The sequence below is a fragment of the Paenibacillus sp. J22P143 genome, from assembly GCF_059692035.1.
Window position 1 is genome coordinate 89,532 of the sequence record NZ_JCAUAQ010000020.1, and the last position, 16,944, is coordinate 106,475.

A 16,944-nucleotide genomic window follows, 5' to 3' on the forward strand; every position below is an offset into this window, starting at 1 on the left:
GTATTCAAACTATATGCGTTTCCTTCTCACAGAAGAAGAAATGCCTAGTTCTTCCCTATATTTGCTTACGGTTCGGCGAGATATGTGAATACCATCCTGTCTCATAAGATCAGCCAGCTTTTGATCGGAATAAGGTTTCAATGGAGGTTCGCTGAGGATCCATTCCTTCATTCTCGCTTTTACACGTTCCGAGGACGCAGAATCCCCCATGTCCATATGCAATCCGGAGGGAAAGAAGTACTTCAGCTCAAAGATGCCCCAAGGCGTTTGGGCGTACTTCCCCGCCGTAGCGCGACTTACCGTTGATTCATGCACGCCTATTTTATCGGCAATCTGCTTTAAAGTCATGGGTTTGAGATGAGCAGTTCCCTTCCAAAAAAAATCGGCTTGCTCCTCCACAATGGCTTGCGCGACAAGCGATATGGTCTTTCGTCTTTGTTCCAAGCACTTCAGGAAGAACTTCGCGGCGTGTAGTTTACCTGATAGGAACTTTGTCACCTCATTATTGTCATCATTCTCTTTAACCATTCGTTCATAATAACCATTAACCGCAAGTCGGGATGATGTCGCTTGATGAAGCAACACAACGAGCTGTTCGTCATCCGTCTTTTCGATGATGACCTCGGGAATGATATAGGGAACAGCTTCTATATGAAAGGCAGCACCGGGTCTAGGATTCAACCCTTTGATCACATCGATCGCAGCCTGAATTTCATGTGTGGCCACTTGCAGCATTGTCGATAATTTATGAATACGGTAATCAGCAACATCCTGTAGATGACTACGAATTAAAAGAGCGACTAATGGAAAGCAATCCGACAAGGACTGAACCTGAAGAAGCAGACATTCCCGCAAATTCCTTGCTCCTACGCCGCGGGGCTCAAAGCTCTGCAAGATCCTTAGTGCATGCTCAGCTTGCGTTAGCTGAACCTTATAAACGTCAGAAATTTCGTTTAAGTTGGAACCAAGATAGCCATTGTGGTCTAGATTTCCGATCATAAATGAGACCATATTTCGAATAGATGTCGGTATTTTTTTTACAAATCCTAACTGCTCCTTTAAATGCCTTTCCAGGGACACCTCATTCGATGCGATGTAAAGTAAGGGGTCATACGTGTGTTCAATTCCGCCTAATCCACGAAAGGATTTAGGTGTGACGTTATACGCATCCCATTCGTTTCCAGTGAATTCCAATACCGGGTTCTCATTCATCTCCTGTTGAACAACTTCCAGCAATTCTGGTGTCGAGAGCTTTAGGATCATTATCGCTTTGCGCAGCTGGGGAGTCATACGCATTTTCACAGATTGTTGTTGGAACATTCCGTAGCCTGGGCGCATGGACATCACCCCTTTTCGTTATTGCTTCTATATGTATTCAATGATGATACTTTTTAGCCAATTCTGTGTATATTGTCTCGAAAGTCGGACATAATAATTTATGACGGTGACGCAGTGGTGAGGTGTTGTGTCGCAGACAATTTACACAAGGGAAGTTGTTCTTGAATCCATATGGAGGCGAGGAGATGTGCCGCATACCACTTACTGTAGTATCAGTACTGCATTGATGTGATGAGGTAGTGACCTAGCGAAGTAAGGTTCAAAGCAAGAGTACCAACAATCTACTCACCGTCGAAGAGGACTCCGAAAGGGGTCCTCTTTTCTTTGTCTATGTTCAGGCGCGACCAGTAACGTCCCCCTTCTATTACGGACTAAAGCATTGAGAAGTTAACGAAATATATGGGCATAAACGGAATGTAAGGGGAAATTCAACATGAGGATTAGAAGCTTTGTTCTTAAAGGAGCCAAAATGTCGATAATAAGCATGCTGCTGCTCCCTGCAACAGCGGTACATGCCGATGAAAATGTATCACCTTCTGTATTTCTTGATGGTCATCAGTTGTCTTTTCAGACACCTCCTATCATCGAAAACGGCTATAGCCTCGTTCCGATGCGTGCGCTATTTGAGGCTGAAGGTGCACTAATATCATGGGATGAGAACACGCGAACGGTAACAGCGATGAAGGATGGCGCCGTATTTACATACCGAATCGGAGACATGTATGCTTTTAAAAATCAAGAACGTCTGGAGCTGCCTATACCGGGTAAAATTATGGATGGTTTTACGTTGATTCCTTTGCGATTTATTAGTGAAACGCTAGGCAATCTCGTGAAATGGCATGAGTACTCCCGCTCGATCACAATTTCATCAGTTCATACCTATGAAACCACGATCAAATATGGCGTCAATCTGCGCGATTCACCCGACAAGGATCAGGTTTCCAGCGTTCTCCGAATGCTTGCGAAAAACGAAAAAGTCCATGTCCTCCGTGAAATAAACACGGATTGGTTGGAGGTACAGAGTCAAGACGGTACAATTGGTTTTATTTCTGCTGCTCCGATGTATACCGATTATACGATCTCGTTGTTAACTGCGAAGCAAGCAGATGAATTAATCACTTTCGGTTCTACATTTATGGGAACGCCTTACGAGTTTGGTGCCGCAACTGGTCAAACCAGCACGTTTGATTGCTCTTCTTTTGTGCAACATGTGTTTAACAAAGTGCTCTCCCTTAATTTGCCGCGAGTCTCTTACGACCAAGCACTGCAAGGGAAAGAAGTCGGGATTGCCGACATTCGTAAAGGTGATCTCATCTTTTTTACTGCTCGCGGGCTAGATATTGGTCATGTTGGCATCTATGCGGGAGACGGTCGAATCCTTCAAACGTATTCTAAAGAGCTCGGAGTTCACATCACAGCGTTCGATGAGAAATGGCAAAAGCGTTTTGTCACTGCTAGGAGATTATTTTAATTGGATGAGCTAGATTAGTTGGACATGTAAGATTCCATCAGACTGACTAATTCCGACTTGTATTGGTTAAGATCGTAGGAGGAATTATTGACTCGTACTACGTCTAGTTGTAATTGATTAAGCAATTCATTCTCTAACGCTGCCCTGGCTTGAAGTACCTGCAGGGTCCCTTCTAGTCCAGTGAAGCATCTCTCTTTGCCAAATCCTTGATTCGTGTAGTAATGAATAAAGCCATCTGACCATTCTACGGGTCTTTCCTTGACTGCTTTACGAAACGATACATTAAGGTTTGACTGCTCTACATAAATTAATAGTGGATGTAATGGCTCAATGATTGTTGCTAAACTCGTTACCTGTTTGATAACTTCATCTTGGTTAGCATCATATTTTATCATCCCGAATGTCACCGGATTTTGAATAAAACAACATTCAAATATATAAACGATCTCGCTATTTTGTGCATGTTCTGAGAATTGACTCCATCTCTCTATTATCAACTGATTACCTAGATTCAAAGGTAATTCATAGATGTCATGTTGGAAAAATGAGTTGGATATTTCATCAGGGAATTGTAATTTCAGCTCATTTTCAATTTTCCGATACGGTAAGAAATAGCGATTCCCTTGTTCTACTACTCGTTCATTGCATATTGCTTTTAATTCTTGCGTACAGGATGCCATTACCTGTTCAAATTCACTTTTGCTAAAACAAGCAACGCCCTCATAATCAGCAGGATGGTCCAGATTTCCTTCCATAACTAGCTTAGCCTCGATGTTCATTTCTTTCAGAATATCAAAGATAAGCTGCGCTGTAGTTGATTTCCCAGACCCAGGTAAACCTTCGACAAGTATTAGTTTTGATTTCAAATGTATCTCATCCCTTTCGTTACTCATTTGCAGTTATTAGGAGGTCTTGAACTTGAAAGTTATTCTCGGTATTCTCATGTTTGTTTTGTACGCATTGGTAACATTCTTTGGGTTAGGCCCCGTTTTGTTTGCTGATGGTAGTACCCAAGAACGCATGATTACTCTTACAGTTGTCTTACTCATCTATGTCGCATTAACAGCAATTACCTATCTCATTTTCCGTAAAAAGTAACGAAATCAATCTTCGAACAGTTCATCTAGGATCATTTTTCTATTATCAAGAAACCGTTTGGTGATCATATAGTGCAGCGTTTCCTCGTATTGAATCTCACTAATCGGTTGATCATCAAAATTAAGAATCTGTGCATCTGGAAATCCGAGCAGTATGGGTGAATGCGTAGCAATAATGAACTGTGCCTCATTTTCCAAATCTTTAATTACGCGCATTAATGCCAATTGTCTTGCTGGAGATAAGGCCGCTTCCGGTTCATCAAGTAGATATATTGCCTTTTTCCCAAATCGGTGTTTAAAAAGAGATAGAAACGCTTCACCATGGGATTGCTCATGTAAGGAGCGACCACCATAATAGCGTAAGCTTTCGGGCATCGTATCTAGATGGCTTGCAAAGTTATAAAAGGTTTCCGCTCTTAGAAAAAAACCATTCGTAATTTTGGGCATCCATGAAAGACGTAAATGCTCCCCCAGGATAGATTGAGAGGCATCTACTTCATAAACATTGTTTCTACCGCCACTTGCCGTGTTAAATCCGCATTGATACGCAATCGCCTCGAGGATCGTTGATTTCCCTGATCCATTCTCTCCAACGAAAAAAGTGATATTCTTTTGAAACGTGATTGAAGTCAACGATTGTATGGATGGGATCGTAAACGGATATTTCTTATCATCGATACTCTCTTGCTTTTGAATTTCAATTCTTCTCAAGTACAATGTTTTCAACTCCAATCGAGCTTTCCAAGCCATACTTTCATTCTAATGGAATCTAAATCAAAGTAAAGAATCACCACAATTACTTGATTAATGACGTTAATTATTCACCCCATTAAATGAAAAAAGCCTGATTCCTCAGGCTCCTTCAATCTACTTCCATCCTGTTTGCGGATGTTCATTACAGCTCGATGATCTTGGTCGCAACATGATCGCAAAAATTCCTGTCATGCTCCACAAAGAGAAGGGTCGGTGCGAATTCAAGCAGTAATTCTTCGATCTGCATGCGCGAAATGATGTCAATGAAGTTAAGCGGTTCGTCCCAGATATGCAAATGAGCTTTCTCGCTCAAACTTTTGGCAATTAACACTTTCTTCTTCTGGCCGCCGCTAAAAGCAGAAATATCCTTCTCGAATTGAACTCTGGCGAAGTCGAGCTTTCTTAAAATCGCTTTAAAAAGACTTTCATCAATCCCATTGTTCTTCGCATAGTCCGTTAAATTGCCCTGCAAATGCGAGGTGTCTTGTGACACATAGGATATTTGAAGCTGGCTTCCCTTTCTAAAAGTTCCTGTATAGTTGATGTTCTGACCACAAAGTAACTTGATAATACTGGATTTGCCAGAGCCATTTTTACCTGAAAGTGCAATTCGCTCACCTTGTTCAATTGTAAAACTGACATCCTGGCAAACCATCTTCTCGCCATAATAAATTGAAACATGATCAAGCTCAGCAAGTTGGTTTTTATGATAAGCGAGTTGCGTAATCTTCAAGTCTTCTGAGCTTTCCATATTTTTAAGAAGCTTCGACCTTTCATCTATCGCCGATTGTTGCCGTTGCTCAATGGATTTAGATCGTTTCATCATTTTAGCTGCCTTGTGACCTATATATCCTTTATCTACCTTGGAACCCGAATTTCTTGTGCCGTTTTTGGTTTTCTCGACTTCGTGAGACCAGTTGCTCGTTCGTTTAGCTGAATCAGAAAGGCGTTTAATGTCCTTCCTCAGCTTTTCGTTTTCTGCGAGCTCGAAGTGATCTTGCCTCTGTTTATTTTCCCACCAATCGGTGAAATGACCTCTTTGAATTTCGTTATTGGTCTTATTGATGGAAAGGATATGATCAACGCAATTATCAAGAAACGATCTATCGTGAGACACGAGAATGAAACCGCTCTTGGCATTGAGATATTCACTGACGAGTTTCCGAGCCTGCATGTCAAGATGATTGGTGGGTTCATCGATTAACAGAAAGCTATTCTCCTTCAGAAATAAAGCAGCCAACAACACCTTCGTTTGCTCTCCGTTGGATAATGATTCAAAGGGCCGATATAGCACATCCTCAGAGACCTTAAGCAGTGAAAGTTCACGCATTAACTCCCAGTGATGATAGTCTGGCAAAATGTCGTTGATGATATCAAGCGTATTATTTTCTTTATTTGCGACTTGGAAAGGGAAATATTCAAAGCTGACACTAGCAGAAATATGCCCGCTATATTCATATTTACCAAGAAGTAAACTGAGAAAAGTTGTCTTCCCTCGCCCGTTTCTTCCCGTAAATCCCAATTTCCAATCGGTATCGATCTGAAAATTGACGTTTTCAAATATGTTATCGTAGCTGCCATCGTAGGCAAACGTTAGGTTTGAAACATTTATTAATGACATGAATGGGTCCTCCTGTACACAGCATGATGCATGAGCTCATCATATCACAGTTGGATTTACCATTTCGAAGGAAAGGATTACTATAGATAAACTCTACTGCTCATATCCAATAAATTACAAGTGAGTTATTTTACATTTGAATCGTTTGGCGGTACACGAAATCCTTTAGCTATGAGCCAAACCGCTAACGTCATTTCATACGCGGCTACAGGAATCGCCAAAACGGCTCCCCATGTTGAAAGTTGCTCAATGATACTGAACATTTCCAACAAAGCTGCGATGAAAATGAGCGTTGCCCCTGTAAGCCCCATGTAGGAAATAAAGCGGGGAACGAGTCTGGATTTATAGAGTAAATAACTGCACATCATCGTGTTAATCCCCAGCATGAAATTAGGCCCAAGTAAAAATGTCCAATCATGGATGGCGATTAAAAGTGTCCCGGAAGCATGAAACGAAGCTTCATTAGGAGTTACTGTATTTACAAATTCCTGACTTAAAGTTAATAACGATAGAACGCTGATTATGCCAATCGTAATGATGATTGCTTCTAGAAATCGGAAGAGAACATACCCAAGCGCGATGCTTTCATTATGTTTACGAAACAAAGGATACAACATGATCGAAGTTCCAATCGCTGAAACAACAAGTGTTAACTCGAAAATCGCGCCTAAGATCACCTGGTTTGCATGTTCTGAACCATGTAAAAGATAATTGGAATCATTCAGAATCGGATTGTACAAGATAAGACCAACGATTGACGTTGCCGCCGCAACAATGAAAAGTACACCCACAATAATTGCAATTTTCCTGTTTGATAACATATATGGCATTCTCCTTTTCTTTTATTTAGACATACGCCTTCTTCATCCACTCCGTGATGCCAACACCTTCGGAATTATACAATTCCTCCACATCAGCCATTCGAAGTACGGAACCGTCTTGGATCGCAATGAAGCTATCGAGTAAGGATTCAATTTCCATCATCTCATGACTCGTCATAATGAGTGTCTGCTTTTCCAAATCAATGTAAGAAATCATGCCTTTCACGATCGAATCTCTCACCATAGGATCCAGTCCCGACAAGGGTTCATCCATGAGAATGTATGGTACTTCTCTGGCCAAAGTAAGCATGATTTTCACTCGGCCCCGATTACCTTTCGAGAGATTTTTGATTTTCATATGAGGTTCAAGCTGCATAAACTTCATGATTTCTACGGCTTTTGTCGTATTAAAATCAGTAAATTGCGAAGCATGAAAATCCATCGCTTCACCTATTGTGAAGAATGAATAATAGGAACCGAGCTCCGACATATATGAAACAACTTTGCTGATTCTACGGTTGGCTGTCTCTCCGTTTACGGTGACATGACCGCTCGTGGGTTGCGCTAATCCGGAAATAAGCTTCAATATCGTAGACTTTCCGCTGCCGTTCTCACCGACAATGCCAATGATTTTACCAATGGGAAGCGTAAAAGAAATGTTAGTAAGGACGGTTTGTTTGACATACTTTTTAGACACATTCGTCAATTGAATCACCTTATTCATCTCCTTTTTCAACTTTATTTAGATGGTTCTGTACCCCTGAAATGATTTCATCGGTGCTAAAGCCCATTTCTTGCATGACCTGGACAAAGGATAGGATCTGCTCATTTTTCAAATTTTCCCGTTGCTGCGTTAGATGCCCCTCTTGTTCCGTTACAAAAGTACCATGACCTCTTCTCGTTTCCAGGATTCCCTCACGCTCCAACTCACTGTAAGTACGCTGTATGGTGTTTGGATTTACGCTGTATTTTAACCCCATATCCCGTACAGAAGGCAGTTTCTCTCCTGACTTCAATTCCTTACTTACAATCTGTCGTTTTATTCGATCCGCTAGCTGCAGATATATGGGCTTTGACGTATTAAATTCATCCATCGTTACACCTCAACTTTGTTGTCTATGATCCACGCTGTCAGTACAAATAGTCCAATGATCATAAGGAAAGTATACACATATTCTCCTGCATACAGGGGGATTGGTGATATTGAAAACGAGGGGAAGTCTAATGTGATTTCTCCCCATTTCGTTATGACCTGATAGAGTGGAGTGCTTTCAAATAGCGCATTTATCCAGCTCGGTATGATAACAGCTCCAATGAGGATCAACCAGCTCCATCTCCCGATTCTATTTTTGAGGAAGTGGAAAAGTGCCCAGAGCAAGACTACCCATACCCCTAACAGGAGCGAAATCATATTGATATGGAGGAAAATAAGCAGACCCGATACCCAAGTATCCGTCCAATACGCTTCAATTAATTCGAACTTAGATATGATTAGCAAGCCAGACATCACATATAGCATCAATAGTGAAATAATAATCATGATCAATCCGTTCACTATCTTACTAATCAGCAATAAAGAAGCTGGTTGAGGATTATGCAACCATAAATTAAGCTGGTTGGCCTCTGTTTTCAAACTGATAAATAGCGTGATCGGCATATACAAAACGTGAAAAATAACTGCTGCTACGAGGGGGAAGAATATTAGTAAGGTATCCTCTGCTATCATCCCCAAATAAAACGTCAGCATGACAATGAGTGCATTCATCATAAGTCCTATGAAAAAAACGGATCTTGTTAATCTAAAATCTTTTTTAAATAAAGCTAGCCATGCCCTCATCCTAATCTCTCCTTCTTATCGAAAAATTGTCTCCGAAAATTGTATTAATGTTATAGTACACTAAGACGTTAGAACATGTAAATAGACAAAATGAAATTTGTATACATTTGTTTACATTCCGTTTAAATAAGTACGCTATAATCGCTTTATCAATTGTTATCTAGGAGGAATTACATTGGATTCTGTACAACGCAAAGAAATAGCGCATAAGCATGGCGATTGGGCCGTCGAAGCGAAAGGTCTCGTGAAATCTTTTGGAGAAAATCGTGCGGTAGATGGCGTGAATTTGAATGTGAAGGCGGGGACGATTTACGGTGTGCTAGGTCCGAATGGGGCTGGTAAAACCACCACGATTAATATGTTGGCAACCCTGCTAAGACCCGATGCGGGGACGGCAAAAATATTCGGATATGATGTCGTGAAGGAGTCGCAGATCGTCCGTCAATTGATCGGGGTAACCGGTCAATACGCCTCGGTCGATGAGTCGCTCAGCGCTACTGAGAACTTAATTATTTTCTCACGGCTGCTCGGGCTGGGGCGCAAAGAAGCGCGGCAAAAGTCAGAGGAATTGCTTGAGGAATTTGGTTTGACAGAGGCTGCAAAACGCCCATTGAAGAATTTCTCTGGTGGTATGCGCCGCCGTTTGGATCTCGCCGCAAGTCTTATTGCGCAGCCTCCACTCATCTTTTTGGATGAACCTACAACTGGGCTGGACCCGCGTACGCGTTCACAAATGTGGGACACGATTCGGCGTTTGGTGGACACAGGCTCAACGATCGTGCTAACAACACAGTACCTGGAAGAGGCAGATCAACTGGCTGACCGAATTGCGGTCATTGATCGTGGTCGTGTCGTTGCAGAAGGGACTGTTGATGAACTGAAAGCATCTGTCGGTACCTCCTCGTTGCAACTTAGTGTCCATAATCCACTGGACATTGAGCAAGCCCGTAGAACCGTTGAGCAGATACTCAAGGTGCCATCGACCGTGGTGGCCGGTAAGATTTCAGCTCCGATGGCGAATGCCGATCGTGTTACTGACCTGCTCATCTCACTTCGCGAAGCTGGTATTCACTTAGCCGAGTTGAGTGTGCAGAAGCCGACATTGGATGAAGTATTTCTAACCATAACGGGCCATGGTGTTACGGAGCCCGATGCAGATACGTCTAATGCAACAAGTAACAAACAGGAGGCAAGAGTATGAGTACATCCATGAAAATTAAACCCGTTTCCGAGCGTCTTCTGAAAAATCACACCAGCTTCCGTCAGTCCGTACGCAATTCGTTGACGATGGCCTATCGCGGTCTATTGAAGATCCGCCGTACGCCTGAACAATTGTTCGATGTCACTCTTCAACCGATCATCTTCACCTTAATGTTTACCTATATCTTCGGCGGAGCAATCTCCGGTGACGTTGTGAGCTATTTGCCTGTCATTATTCCCGGAATTCTCGTACAGACCGTGATCACAACTTCCATCGTTACCGGGGTCCAGCTACGAGAGGACATGGATAAAGGTGTGTTCGACCGATTCAAATCGCTGCCCATCGCGCGAATAGCACCTCTCGCAGGAGCCTTATTGGCAGATACGATCCGGTATACCATCGCGACAGTACTTACCTTTTCCATGGGATTCATCATGGGCTACCGTCCTGAAGGCGGCTTAGCCAATGTTGCGATCGCCGCGCTGCTTGTCATTTTCTGCTCATGGGCAATCAGCTGGATCTTCGCTTTCTTCGGTGTCATTGCACGCACAGCGTCAAGTGTTCAAGGGATCTCGATGCTTGTACTGTTTCCGCTTACGTTCCTATCTAATGCGTTCGTTCCGGTCGACACCATGCCTAACTGGCTGCAGTGGTTTGTTAAACTCAATCCAATTTCACACCTCGTCTCTGCCGTCCGAGAGCTTGCCAATCAAGGTACTGTTGGTTGGGATCTTACGATCTCACTCTTTGGAGCTATTGTTATAGTGGCGATTTTTGCACCAATCACGGTTATTGCTTATATGCGCCGGACTTAATCATCGAACAAACAGAAATAAGCCGCCATTTCGGCGGCTTTTTCTGTTTTATGTATGTGTTCACTCATTTTACATGAATAATAATTTTTCCTATATGATACCCTTCTCCAAAATACCGCATAGCTTCAGCAACATCACCTAACGGGTAATGTCGATCAATAACGGGTACTATTACGTCTCCCTCCATGAGCTCCATTAATTCATCTAGATCATTAGTATTGGGTTTGTGTATGAGGAGCCCCATTTTCTTTGTTCCAATCATTGATAGCCATGGTCCTAGGAACATGACTTGGAAAATGCGAGACATAGCTCCACCCACCATGACATAATGTCCATTCGGACTTAACGCACGCTTATTGTCGTGAATCGATCTAGTTCCCGCAATATCAAGTATCAAGTCATACTGTTGTCCATTTGTGGTGAAATCTACTTTCGTATAATCGATGACATGGTCAGCACCAATCGCTTGAAGCGTGGCTAATTTCCCCGCACTGTCCACTGCAGTCACTTCAGTCCCCCATAATTTCGCAAGCTGTATCGCAAAAGTTCCTACGCCCCCACCCGCACCATTAATTAATACCTTATGCCCATTACGAATGAGTCCTTTATCGCGTAGGCCTTGCATAGCTAGAACTGCTGCTTGTGGTATCGCAGCGGCATGCTCAAAGCTTATATTGGCTAATTTCAGCGACAATGCATTTTCTTTCGCACAAACATACTCTGCAAACCCGCCCCAACTACATCCGGAAATGTCTCCGAATACCTCATCACCCGGAACAAATTGTGTAACATCTCTGCCAACCGATTCTACTCGACCCGCAATATCAGCTCCGAGTATGTTGTATTTTGGTTTTAGAAAGCCGCCGAGTCGTACCAGGAAAGGAATGCCTCGCAGAAGATCCCAGTCCCATGAATTAATGGATGCAGCATGTACTTGGATTAGGACTTCATTATCCTTGGGCTTCGGTTTTTCCACTTCCTTGTATGTAAGCTCATCAGGTGTGCCATATTTATTGTAAATGATTGCCTTTATGAGGATTCCTCCTTTCGGATGTTGTGTTACCTGTTTAAGCCTATGTTTAGCTTACTTACCTAAGTATACTTATCTTATTGGAAAAACATAGAAAAAAAGCTGAATCAAGGGTTTCCCCCTAATCCAGCCTCTGAATCTCTATGTTGATCCGATCCGATTAATTCCCTCTTCTCTTTCTACACCATAACACCCATGCAAGTATACCGAGTGAAATAATGGCTCCTGCTAAACCAAGTCCCATGTCCTTATGAGAGTCAAAGACATCTCCCTGCATGCCGACATATTCTTCCCCATATTTCTCAACCAAAATGGCTGCACCCATTTCTATGATTTCGAAAGTGGCACTACAGCTGACAACGACTGCCACTGTAAGGGCATAAGACCAAAAGCCGCGTTTTACGGCCACCCTAGTAAGCAATTCTCGGAATGGATATGCCCAGAACAGACCGAATGCGAAGTGAACAACCCGATCGTAGTATTTTCTCTGGGTATGGTACGTAGCTTTCAGCCACGTATCGAAAGGTGTACCTTGATAGGTATAATGAGCTCCGTACGTGTGTAAGAGAAGAAATATAAACATGAACATATAAGATAAGTTCGAGAATCGGAATACTTTATAAGTAAAAGCAAGAACAAGTACAACGGCAATGGGAAGCAAGCTCTCCATTAGCCACTGTATCCGATCCGTTGGCGAAATGGCCGTGTATCCCCAGTAAACCGCGAAAATGAAAATCATCAAGTGAAGCGGCCAATTCCGAGAAAATGGGATATCGTGTTTCGTTAGCATCTTGTGGTCCGACCTTCATCTTTCAAATAGGTAGCACTCCTAGTGTTGACATTAATGAATGCAATATACACATTATATGACAGCCGGGAAGCCTTCCTTCAAAGATAACATGAAATGCTACGCTTTCTTTTTCAACATCAAGGATTCAACTTGCCCATCTTTGGTTATTGCATTAATACGCAATTCATAGTCACCAGCTTGGTAAAACAAGCCCCAAACACCATCTTCTCCATTGATCTCACTCTTAGGGTTTCCTAGAGCCTTCTTAACTTCGGGCAATGTGTAGTCTACCGAATCTCCGAGAATTCGAATGGCACCTATCCGATTATCCGGCGGCCAGAAGTACATCTGATAATGATACCATCGCTGAAATTCTACTTGCCTAGAACCGATTTCATGAGGTTTTCCCCATTTTGCAATCACCTCATTCTGTGAGGCACCGATGCCAAATTCAATTCCCCGAATTTTCCCCAAAGCAGCTAGCTCCATAAATTTCGGATCCAATATAATTTTGTTTTTCAAATCAGCGATTGCACTCTCATCTCCAGGCACGGGTTCTTTACCTTCCACTAGCGGAAAATTGGAATACGTATTCTGAAAAGTTACATCCCTGATACCCAGATTCTGTATTTCCAACAACAAGTAATCGTTGATAATATCCTTATTGCTATTAGCGGCATATTGATACGACTGATAGGAAATAAATGCTTCTCCTGCCGAAATCATCACATCTTCCAACTCCACTGAATCGGAATACGACGAGGATGACTTGATCAAAGCATACGTACGATCACCGAATGTTCGAAATTCCTTTCTCCACTCTGGCAACTTCAATAGAGCTTGGGCCCATTCCTTCACTTCCCCTGGTGCTTGAGCAAGAGGAATTGATTTATAAATTTCATAAATCTGATCTCCTTGCGGCTCATAATTCATAAATCCACTCACGAGCCATATCCCATCATGGGAATAATCTTTTTTCAAATAGACCATATATGCCCGTTGATCGTTAGTTGTAATAAGTAAGGAACGGGGATTTACTGGTTTTCCTATCGTTTGAAATGTAGAGAGTTCTTTGTTTAAACGTGAACGAACGAACTTCTGCAAAACTTTGCTATATTCTTTATTTTCCGGATTGGCCTGAAGCTCCTTCAGTTGATCTTCCGTGTATTCGAACCCTTCCCCACTATCATGAACTCTTGCTAAAATGCGAAGTAAAGTATCCCTATCCTTTATCACCGGGCTTTGTTCAGTAGGAATTGGGGTAGCTTTGTTGTCCACTGTAGGGAACGGACTCGGAGCAACCGTTACACTAGCGTCTGTCGGTGTTTTGTGACTCGTTATTGAATAACCCAAACCAAGCCCAACTACCAACGCACAAATTAACATGATGACATATTTGATTGGCATTCTTCCCCCGTCCTTTCTCTTCGCTCACATACTCCCGACTGGGTCAGGATTTTGAAGATAAATGATTGTCTTTTCCGACGATCCTACAATTTCCGCTTGCTTTGGCAGTACAACGCTTTTCTCAAACCGCGGCTTTCGAATACTAAATAGATAAGTCCCTGTGAAATCATGCATCACATAGTTGTCTTTTCCGACCCACCATGCAACATCAATGCCATGCTCTGTGTCAAAAAGCTTATCACTTTGATCTTTCTCGAAATCGTAACGAAACCACTCGGGATAATTGGAATCCCCCTTTTGATAGATAACCTCACCGTCTTGTAAAAAACGCAGCCCATTCGTTATCGTAAATCCTTTTAACTCGGTGATTTTTAAATTTCCCCAATCAAGTAGTTGCAGTTTATAATCCCATTGACTTCCATCCGGCACGACGAAATTATTAGCATAAAAAATATGCGTCCCGTTAAATTGAAAAGTAAATGAGCTATTTCCTCTTTTTGAAACATTCTCGACTTTGCGCGGTAGCTTGTCATTAACGTTGTTAAATACATATAGATCGACATCCCCGATGTCCATCACAGTTCCAAGATGATGGAAGAGGCTAACGACGAATCTACCTGTTTCAAGATCTAACTCCATTCCATCAATGTTATAGAACATTGTCCGATCATCTTTGTAGGGAGAAGCCCAAATAACGGTTGTTTGTTGAGTAGCAGGGATATAGCGCAAGATTGAATCTCCAGAAGCATATACAAAAGATTGCCCGTCTGCTAGCCAATGTGGGTATCTCGCTTGCCCAAAATGCTTGATGACGTCCCCATTTGCATTTAACAATGTTACATTAGGTACAGGAAAATCACCTTGAAAATCATCCTGCAATTCTTTAGCTAAATAATATTTCCCATCAGATGAGAAATCTAATGTTTGGTATCTTGGCAGCTTATGAAATAAAGTACCTACTTTACCTGATTGCATATCGATTGTTTCATATTTCATCATCTCAGTTATTACACCATGGAGTGAACCGTTTCCATGCATCACAACATAACCATCCGTACTTTTGACACCTTGAAAATCAATAAGAAATTTTTTGTACATATCCTGAGGGTTGGTACGTAAGGTTATTGTCAAATCTTGATTACTCTCCCAGACTGTGGACCAATCCAATTGTTGAAATTGATTATGCAGCGCATTTATTGCGTCTTCCCTATTCACATCAAGTGAGAAATGAACCTGAAACGTATATGTTCGATCCGTTGCAATTCGATAATAAGTACCTGAATTCATCGCATAGTAATCCGCTTCTTTATCATCGGGACTATGAATTTGATAAGTGAACATCGGCGTATATTCAAATGTAAATTCCTTGGAGGATAAACCATCTAAAGAATGAAATTGAACGATTAAATCAGCTTGTGGTGCGTCAATTAATTGGATGGATATGCCTTGGATGCGCGTTTCTTCGAAAGCAATCACCGTGAATGGGATGATCTTTTGATCGACTTTCGTTTTTACGACGATTTCATTTTTAAGCTTAATAATTTCTTCTTGCGATAAATGCTGATCATGGCGATAAAAAAATTCAATCAACGCATTCGTGTTATTGAAAAACAATCGATCTGACGGCTTATACATCCGTTGCATGCCATCTTCCATCGTACTAATGCCCACCTCATCGGAATTAGTTAATCCTACGTACCATTCTTTATTCGTTATGAAGGTGTTCGTAAGGCTGACATCGCTTATCGGCGGTGTAATTGTTTCTTGCAAATCTGAAGGGGCATCCACCTTTAAGGTGAGATAAACAACTAACAAAATACTTATGCTCAATAAGGAAACAATTAGCCACCTTCTCATTTCATCCCTCCAGCTCACTCCATATGAATTAGACGTAGGTGATGCAGGAATGTTCTGTGGAAATTGAATATTTGGAATTTTTTTCAACTTCCGATTCAGGCTTACATAAATCCTTCTAAAATGCATCAAAATAGCCATGAGGTGTCCAAATGTCAAAAATAAGAAATTGTTATTTTCTCCTTACTTCGGTGTTGTTGGTTAGCAGCTTGTTCCAAAATAATACCCATGCAGAGGAATCTGTGAACCTCCCTTTAAACAATGGTGAAGAGCCAACCAACCAAACAGAAGAGCTGGAAAAACGACTGAAACGGCTTGAACCTCCTACGCCCATTCATATGGATGAGCTTCCATTTCAAACAAATCTTAAGAAACGATATCCTTCACAAACTGTCCCAATTCACGATGTTATTGATAAAGGTACTAAAATTCCATTTTCAATCATCAAAAACTCCCCTGATTATATTAGACCTGTGTACGAAGAGCATTGGCATAGTACATACTGGGGCGGCAGGTGGAGTTACGTCCCTTCGCGCATTTATTATGCCTCACATCGCATGTTTACCAATTATGATATTGGACTTTCAGGTTGGATGAATTTCGAAAATGACATGGGCTTTTCCATTGAAATGTTTCAAAATGAGACAGCACTAGACATGTATATCGTGGTTTTTCAAACGGAGGTTAACGCTGTATATACAACAGGAAATCAACTCGTTGTTGTTGGTAATCCCAAACGAAATGGCGTAGAAGTGATTACGATTAAAACAGGAGATCTCCGCCCTGCAAATACAAAAGAAGGGGCTGTCCCAAAAGTAGATAATTCTACTTGAGGACAGCCCTATTTTCTTGAAATTTGTCTTAATCTTAAAAAGACAGCAGCGTTTCAGGCTTATACCTGCCCCACTG

At 41.9% G+C, this 16,944-nt stretch carries 17 protein-coding genes; 5 read left to right on the forward strand and 12 right to left on the reverse strand.

The window, feature by feature from the left end; all coding sequences use genetic code 11:
* Window positions 1–9 precede the first annotated feature (9 nt).
* Window positions 10–1,338 (reverse strand): RNA polymerase factor sigma-54, encoded by a 1,329-nt coding sequence (gene rpoN, locus AC58PQ_RS22285; RefSeq protein WP_497245430.1) that lies wholly within the window; start codon window positions 1,336–1,338, stop codon window positions 10–12.
* Between the two features lie 433 nt (window positions 1,339–1,771).
* Here rpoN and AC58PQ_RS22290 point away from each other — a divergent pair, with 433 nt between their 5' ends.
* Window positions 1,772–2,809: a stalk domain-containing protein gene (locus tag AC58PQ_RS22290; protein WP_497245432.1), complete on the forward strand. Its 1,038-nt coding sequence runs from the start codon at window positions 1,772–1,774 to the stop codon at window positions 2,807–2,809.
* A gap of 14 nt (window positions 2,810–2,823) precedes the next feature.
* Here AC58PQ_RS22290 and AC58PQ_RS22295 read toward each other — a convergent pair whose 3' ends face one another.
* On the reverse strand, window positions 2,824–3,675 hold the full coding sequence (locus AC58PQ_RS22295) for a P-loop NTPase family protein (protein ID WP_497245434.1): 852 nt from the start codon (window positions 3,673–3,675) through the stop codon (window positions 2,824–2,826).
* 52 nt (window positions 3,676–3,727) lie between these two features.
* Here AC58PQ_RS22295 and AC58PQ_RS22300 point away from each other — a divergent pair, with 52 nt between their 5' ends.
* Window positions 3,728–3,907, forward strand: a complete 180-nt coding sequence (locus AC58PQ_RS22300; protein WP_497245436.1) for a DUF6954 family protein — start codon at window positions 3,728–3,730, stop codon at window positions 3,905–3,907.
* Window positions 3,908–3,912: 5 nt separating this feature from the next.
* On the opposite strand, the gene AC58PQ_RS22305 is transcribed toward AC58PQ_RS22300, so the two are convergent.
* From AC58PQ_RS22305 to AC58PQ_RS22330, 6 genes are all read right to left on the reverse strand, one after another.
* Window positions 3,913–4,623 (reverse strand): AAA family ATPase, encoded by a 711-nt coding sequence (locus tag AC58PQ_RS22305; RefSeq protein ID WP_497245438.1) that lies wholly within the window; start codon window positions 4,621–4,623, stop codon window positions 3,913–3,915.
* A gap of 178 nt (window positions 4,624–4,801) precedes the next feature.
* Window positions 4,802–6,280 carry an Lsa family ABC-F type ribosomal protection protein gene (locus AC58PQ_RS22310; RefSeq protein ID WP_497245440.1) on the reverse strand — a complete coding sequence of 493 codons (1,479 nt, stop codon included), beginning with the start codon at window positions 6,278–6,280 and terminating at the stop codon, window positions 4,802–4,804.
* Window positions 6,281–6,405: 125 nt separating this feature from the next.
* The gene (locus AC58PQ_RS22315) at window positions 6,406–7,101 is read right to left on the reverse strand and encodes a DUF4386 domain-containing protein (protein WP_497245442.1); all 696 of its coding nucleotides are present in this window, start codon (window positions 7,099–7,101) and stop codon (window positions 6,406–6,408) included.
* A 25-nt stretch (window positions 7,102–7,126) separates the two neighbouring features.
* Entirely contained in the window at window positions 7,127–7,816 is a 690-nt protein-coding gene (locus tag AC58PQ_RS22320; protein WP_497245444.1) for an ATP-binding cassette domain-containing protein, read from the reverse strand.
* Window position 7,817: 1 nt separating this feature from the next.
* Complete coding sequence (locus AC58PQ_RS22325) at window positions 7,818–8,195, reverse strand: GntR family transcriptional regulator (protein WP_497245446.1); 378 nt, start codon at window positions 8,193–8,195, stop codon at window positions 7,818–7,820.
* A gap of 2 nt (window positions 8,196–8,197) precedes the next feature.
* Window positions 8,198–8,938 (reverse strand): hypothetical protein, encoded by a 741-nt coding sequence (locus AC58PQ_RS22330; protein WP_497245448.1) that lies wholly within the window; start codon window positions 8,936–8,938, stop codon window positions 8,198–8,200.
* Between the two features lie 175 nt (window positions 8,939–9,113).
* Here AC58PQ_RS22330 and AC58PQ_RS22335 point away from each other — a divergent pair, with 175 nt between their 5' ends.
* Both AC58PQ_RS22335 and AC58PQ_RS22340 read left to right on the forward strand, forming a co-directional pair.
* The gene (locus AC58PQ_RS22335) at window positions 9,114–10,139 is read left to right on the forward strand and encodes an ATP-binding cassette domain-containing protein (RefSeq protein WP_497245450.1); all 1,026 of its coding nucleotides are present in this window, start codon (window positions 9,114–9,116) and stop codon (window positions 10,137–10,139) included.
* Entirely contained in the window at window positions 10,136–10,954 is an 819-nt protein-coding gene (locus tag AC58PQ_RS22340; RefSeq protein ID WP_497245452.1) for an ABC transporter permease, read from the forward strand. Before AC58PQ_RS22335 ends, AC58PQ_RS22340 begins: the two co-directional genes overlap by 4 nt.
* Window positions 10,955–11,018: 64 nt before the next feature.
* Here the strand turns inward: AC58PQ_RS22340 and AC58PQ_RS22345 are convergent, their stop codons facing one another.
* From AC58PQ_RS22345 to AC58PQ_RS22360, 4 genes are all read right to left on the reverse strand, one after another.
* Window positions 11,019–11,930 carry an NAD(P)-dependent alcohol dehydrogenase gene (locus AC58PQ_RS22345; RefSeq protein ID WP_497245454.1) on the reverse strand — a complete coding sequence of 304 codons (912 nt, stop codon included), beginning with the start codon at window positions 11,928–11,930 and terminating at the stop codon, window positions 11,019–11,021.
* Between the two features lie 214 nt (window positions 11,931–12,144).
* Entirely contained in the window at window positions 12,145–12,774 is a 630-nt protein-coding gene (locus tag AC58PQ_RS22350; protein ID WP_497245456.1) for a DUF2238 domain-containing protein, read from the reverse strand.
* A 117-nt stretch (window positions 12,775–12,891) separates the two neighbouring features.
* A complete protein-coding gene (locus AC58PQ_RS22355; RefSeq protein ID WP_497245458.1) occupies window positions 12,892–14,181 on the reverse strand; it encodes a DUF4309 domain-containing protein in 1,290 nt (429 codons plus the stop codon).
* Window positions 14,182–14,205: 24 nt separating this feature from the next.
* On the reverse strand, window positions 14,206–16,038 hold the full coding sequence (locus AC58PQ_RS22360; protein ID WP_497245460.1) for a hypothetical protein: 1,833 nt from the start codon (window positions 16,036–16,038) through the stop codon (window positions 14,206–14,208).
* Window positions 16,039–16,187: 149 nt separating this feature from the next.
* On the opposite strand from AC58PQ_RS22360, the gene AC58PQ_RS22365 reads away from it, so the two are divergent.
* Window positions 16,188–16,868, forward strand: a complete 681-nt coding sequence (locus AC58PQ_RS22365; protein ID WP_497245462.1) for a hypothetical protein — start codon at window positions 16,188–16,190, stop codon at window positions 16,866–16,868.
* Window positions 16,869–16,944 lie beyond the last annotated feature (76 nt).

Excerpts from the sequence above, each read along its gene's own strand:
- rpoN (WP_497245430.1), bottom strand. The coding sequence starts at position 1,338 with ATGCGCCCAGGCTACGGAATGTTCCAACAACAATCTGTGAAAATGCGT.
- AC58PQ_RS22290 (WP_497245432.1), top strand. The coding sequence starts at position 1,772 with ATGAGGATTAGAAGCTTTGTTCTTAAAGGAGCCAAAATGTCGATAATA.
- AC58PQ_RS22310 (WP_497245440.1), bottom strand. The coding sequence starts at position 6,280 with ATGTCATTAATAAATGTTTCAAACCTAACGTTTGCCTACGATGGCAGC.
- AC58PQ_RS22315 (WP_497245442.1), bottom strand. The coding sequence starts at position 7,101 with ATGTTATCAAACAGGAAAATTGCAATTATTGTGGGTGTACTTTTCATT.
- AC58PQ_RS22325 (WP_497245446.1), bottom strand. The coding sequence starts at position 8,195 with ATGGATGAATTTAATACGTCAAAGCCCATATATCTGCAGCTAGCGGAT.
- AC58PQ_RS22330 (WP_497245448.1), bottom strand. The coding sequence starts at position 8,938 with ATGAGGGCATGGCTAGCTTTATTTAAAAAAGATTTTAGATTAACAAGA.
- AC58PQ_RS22340 (WP_497245452.1), top strand. The coding sequence starts at position 10,136 with ATGAGTACATCCATGAAAATTAAACCCGTTTCCGAGCGTCTTCTGAAA.
- AC58PQ_RS22350 (WP_497245456.1), bottom strand. The coding sequence starts at position 12,774 with ATGCTAACGAAACACGATATCCCATTTTCTCGGAATTGGCCGCTTCAC.
- AC58PQ_RS22355 (WP_497245458.1), bottom strand. The coding sequence starts at position 14,181 with ATGCCAATCAAATATGTCATCATGTTAATTTGTGCGTTGGTAGTTGGG.
- AC58PQ_RS22360 (WP_497245460.1), bottom strand. The coding sequence starts at position 16,038 with ATGAGAAGGTGGCTAATTGTTTCCTTATTGAGCATAAGTATTTTGTTA.
- AC58PQ_RS22365 (WP_497245462.1), top strand. The coding sequence starts at position 16,188 with ATGTCAAAAATAAGAAATTGTTATTTTCTCCTTACTTCGGTGTTGTTG.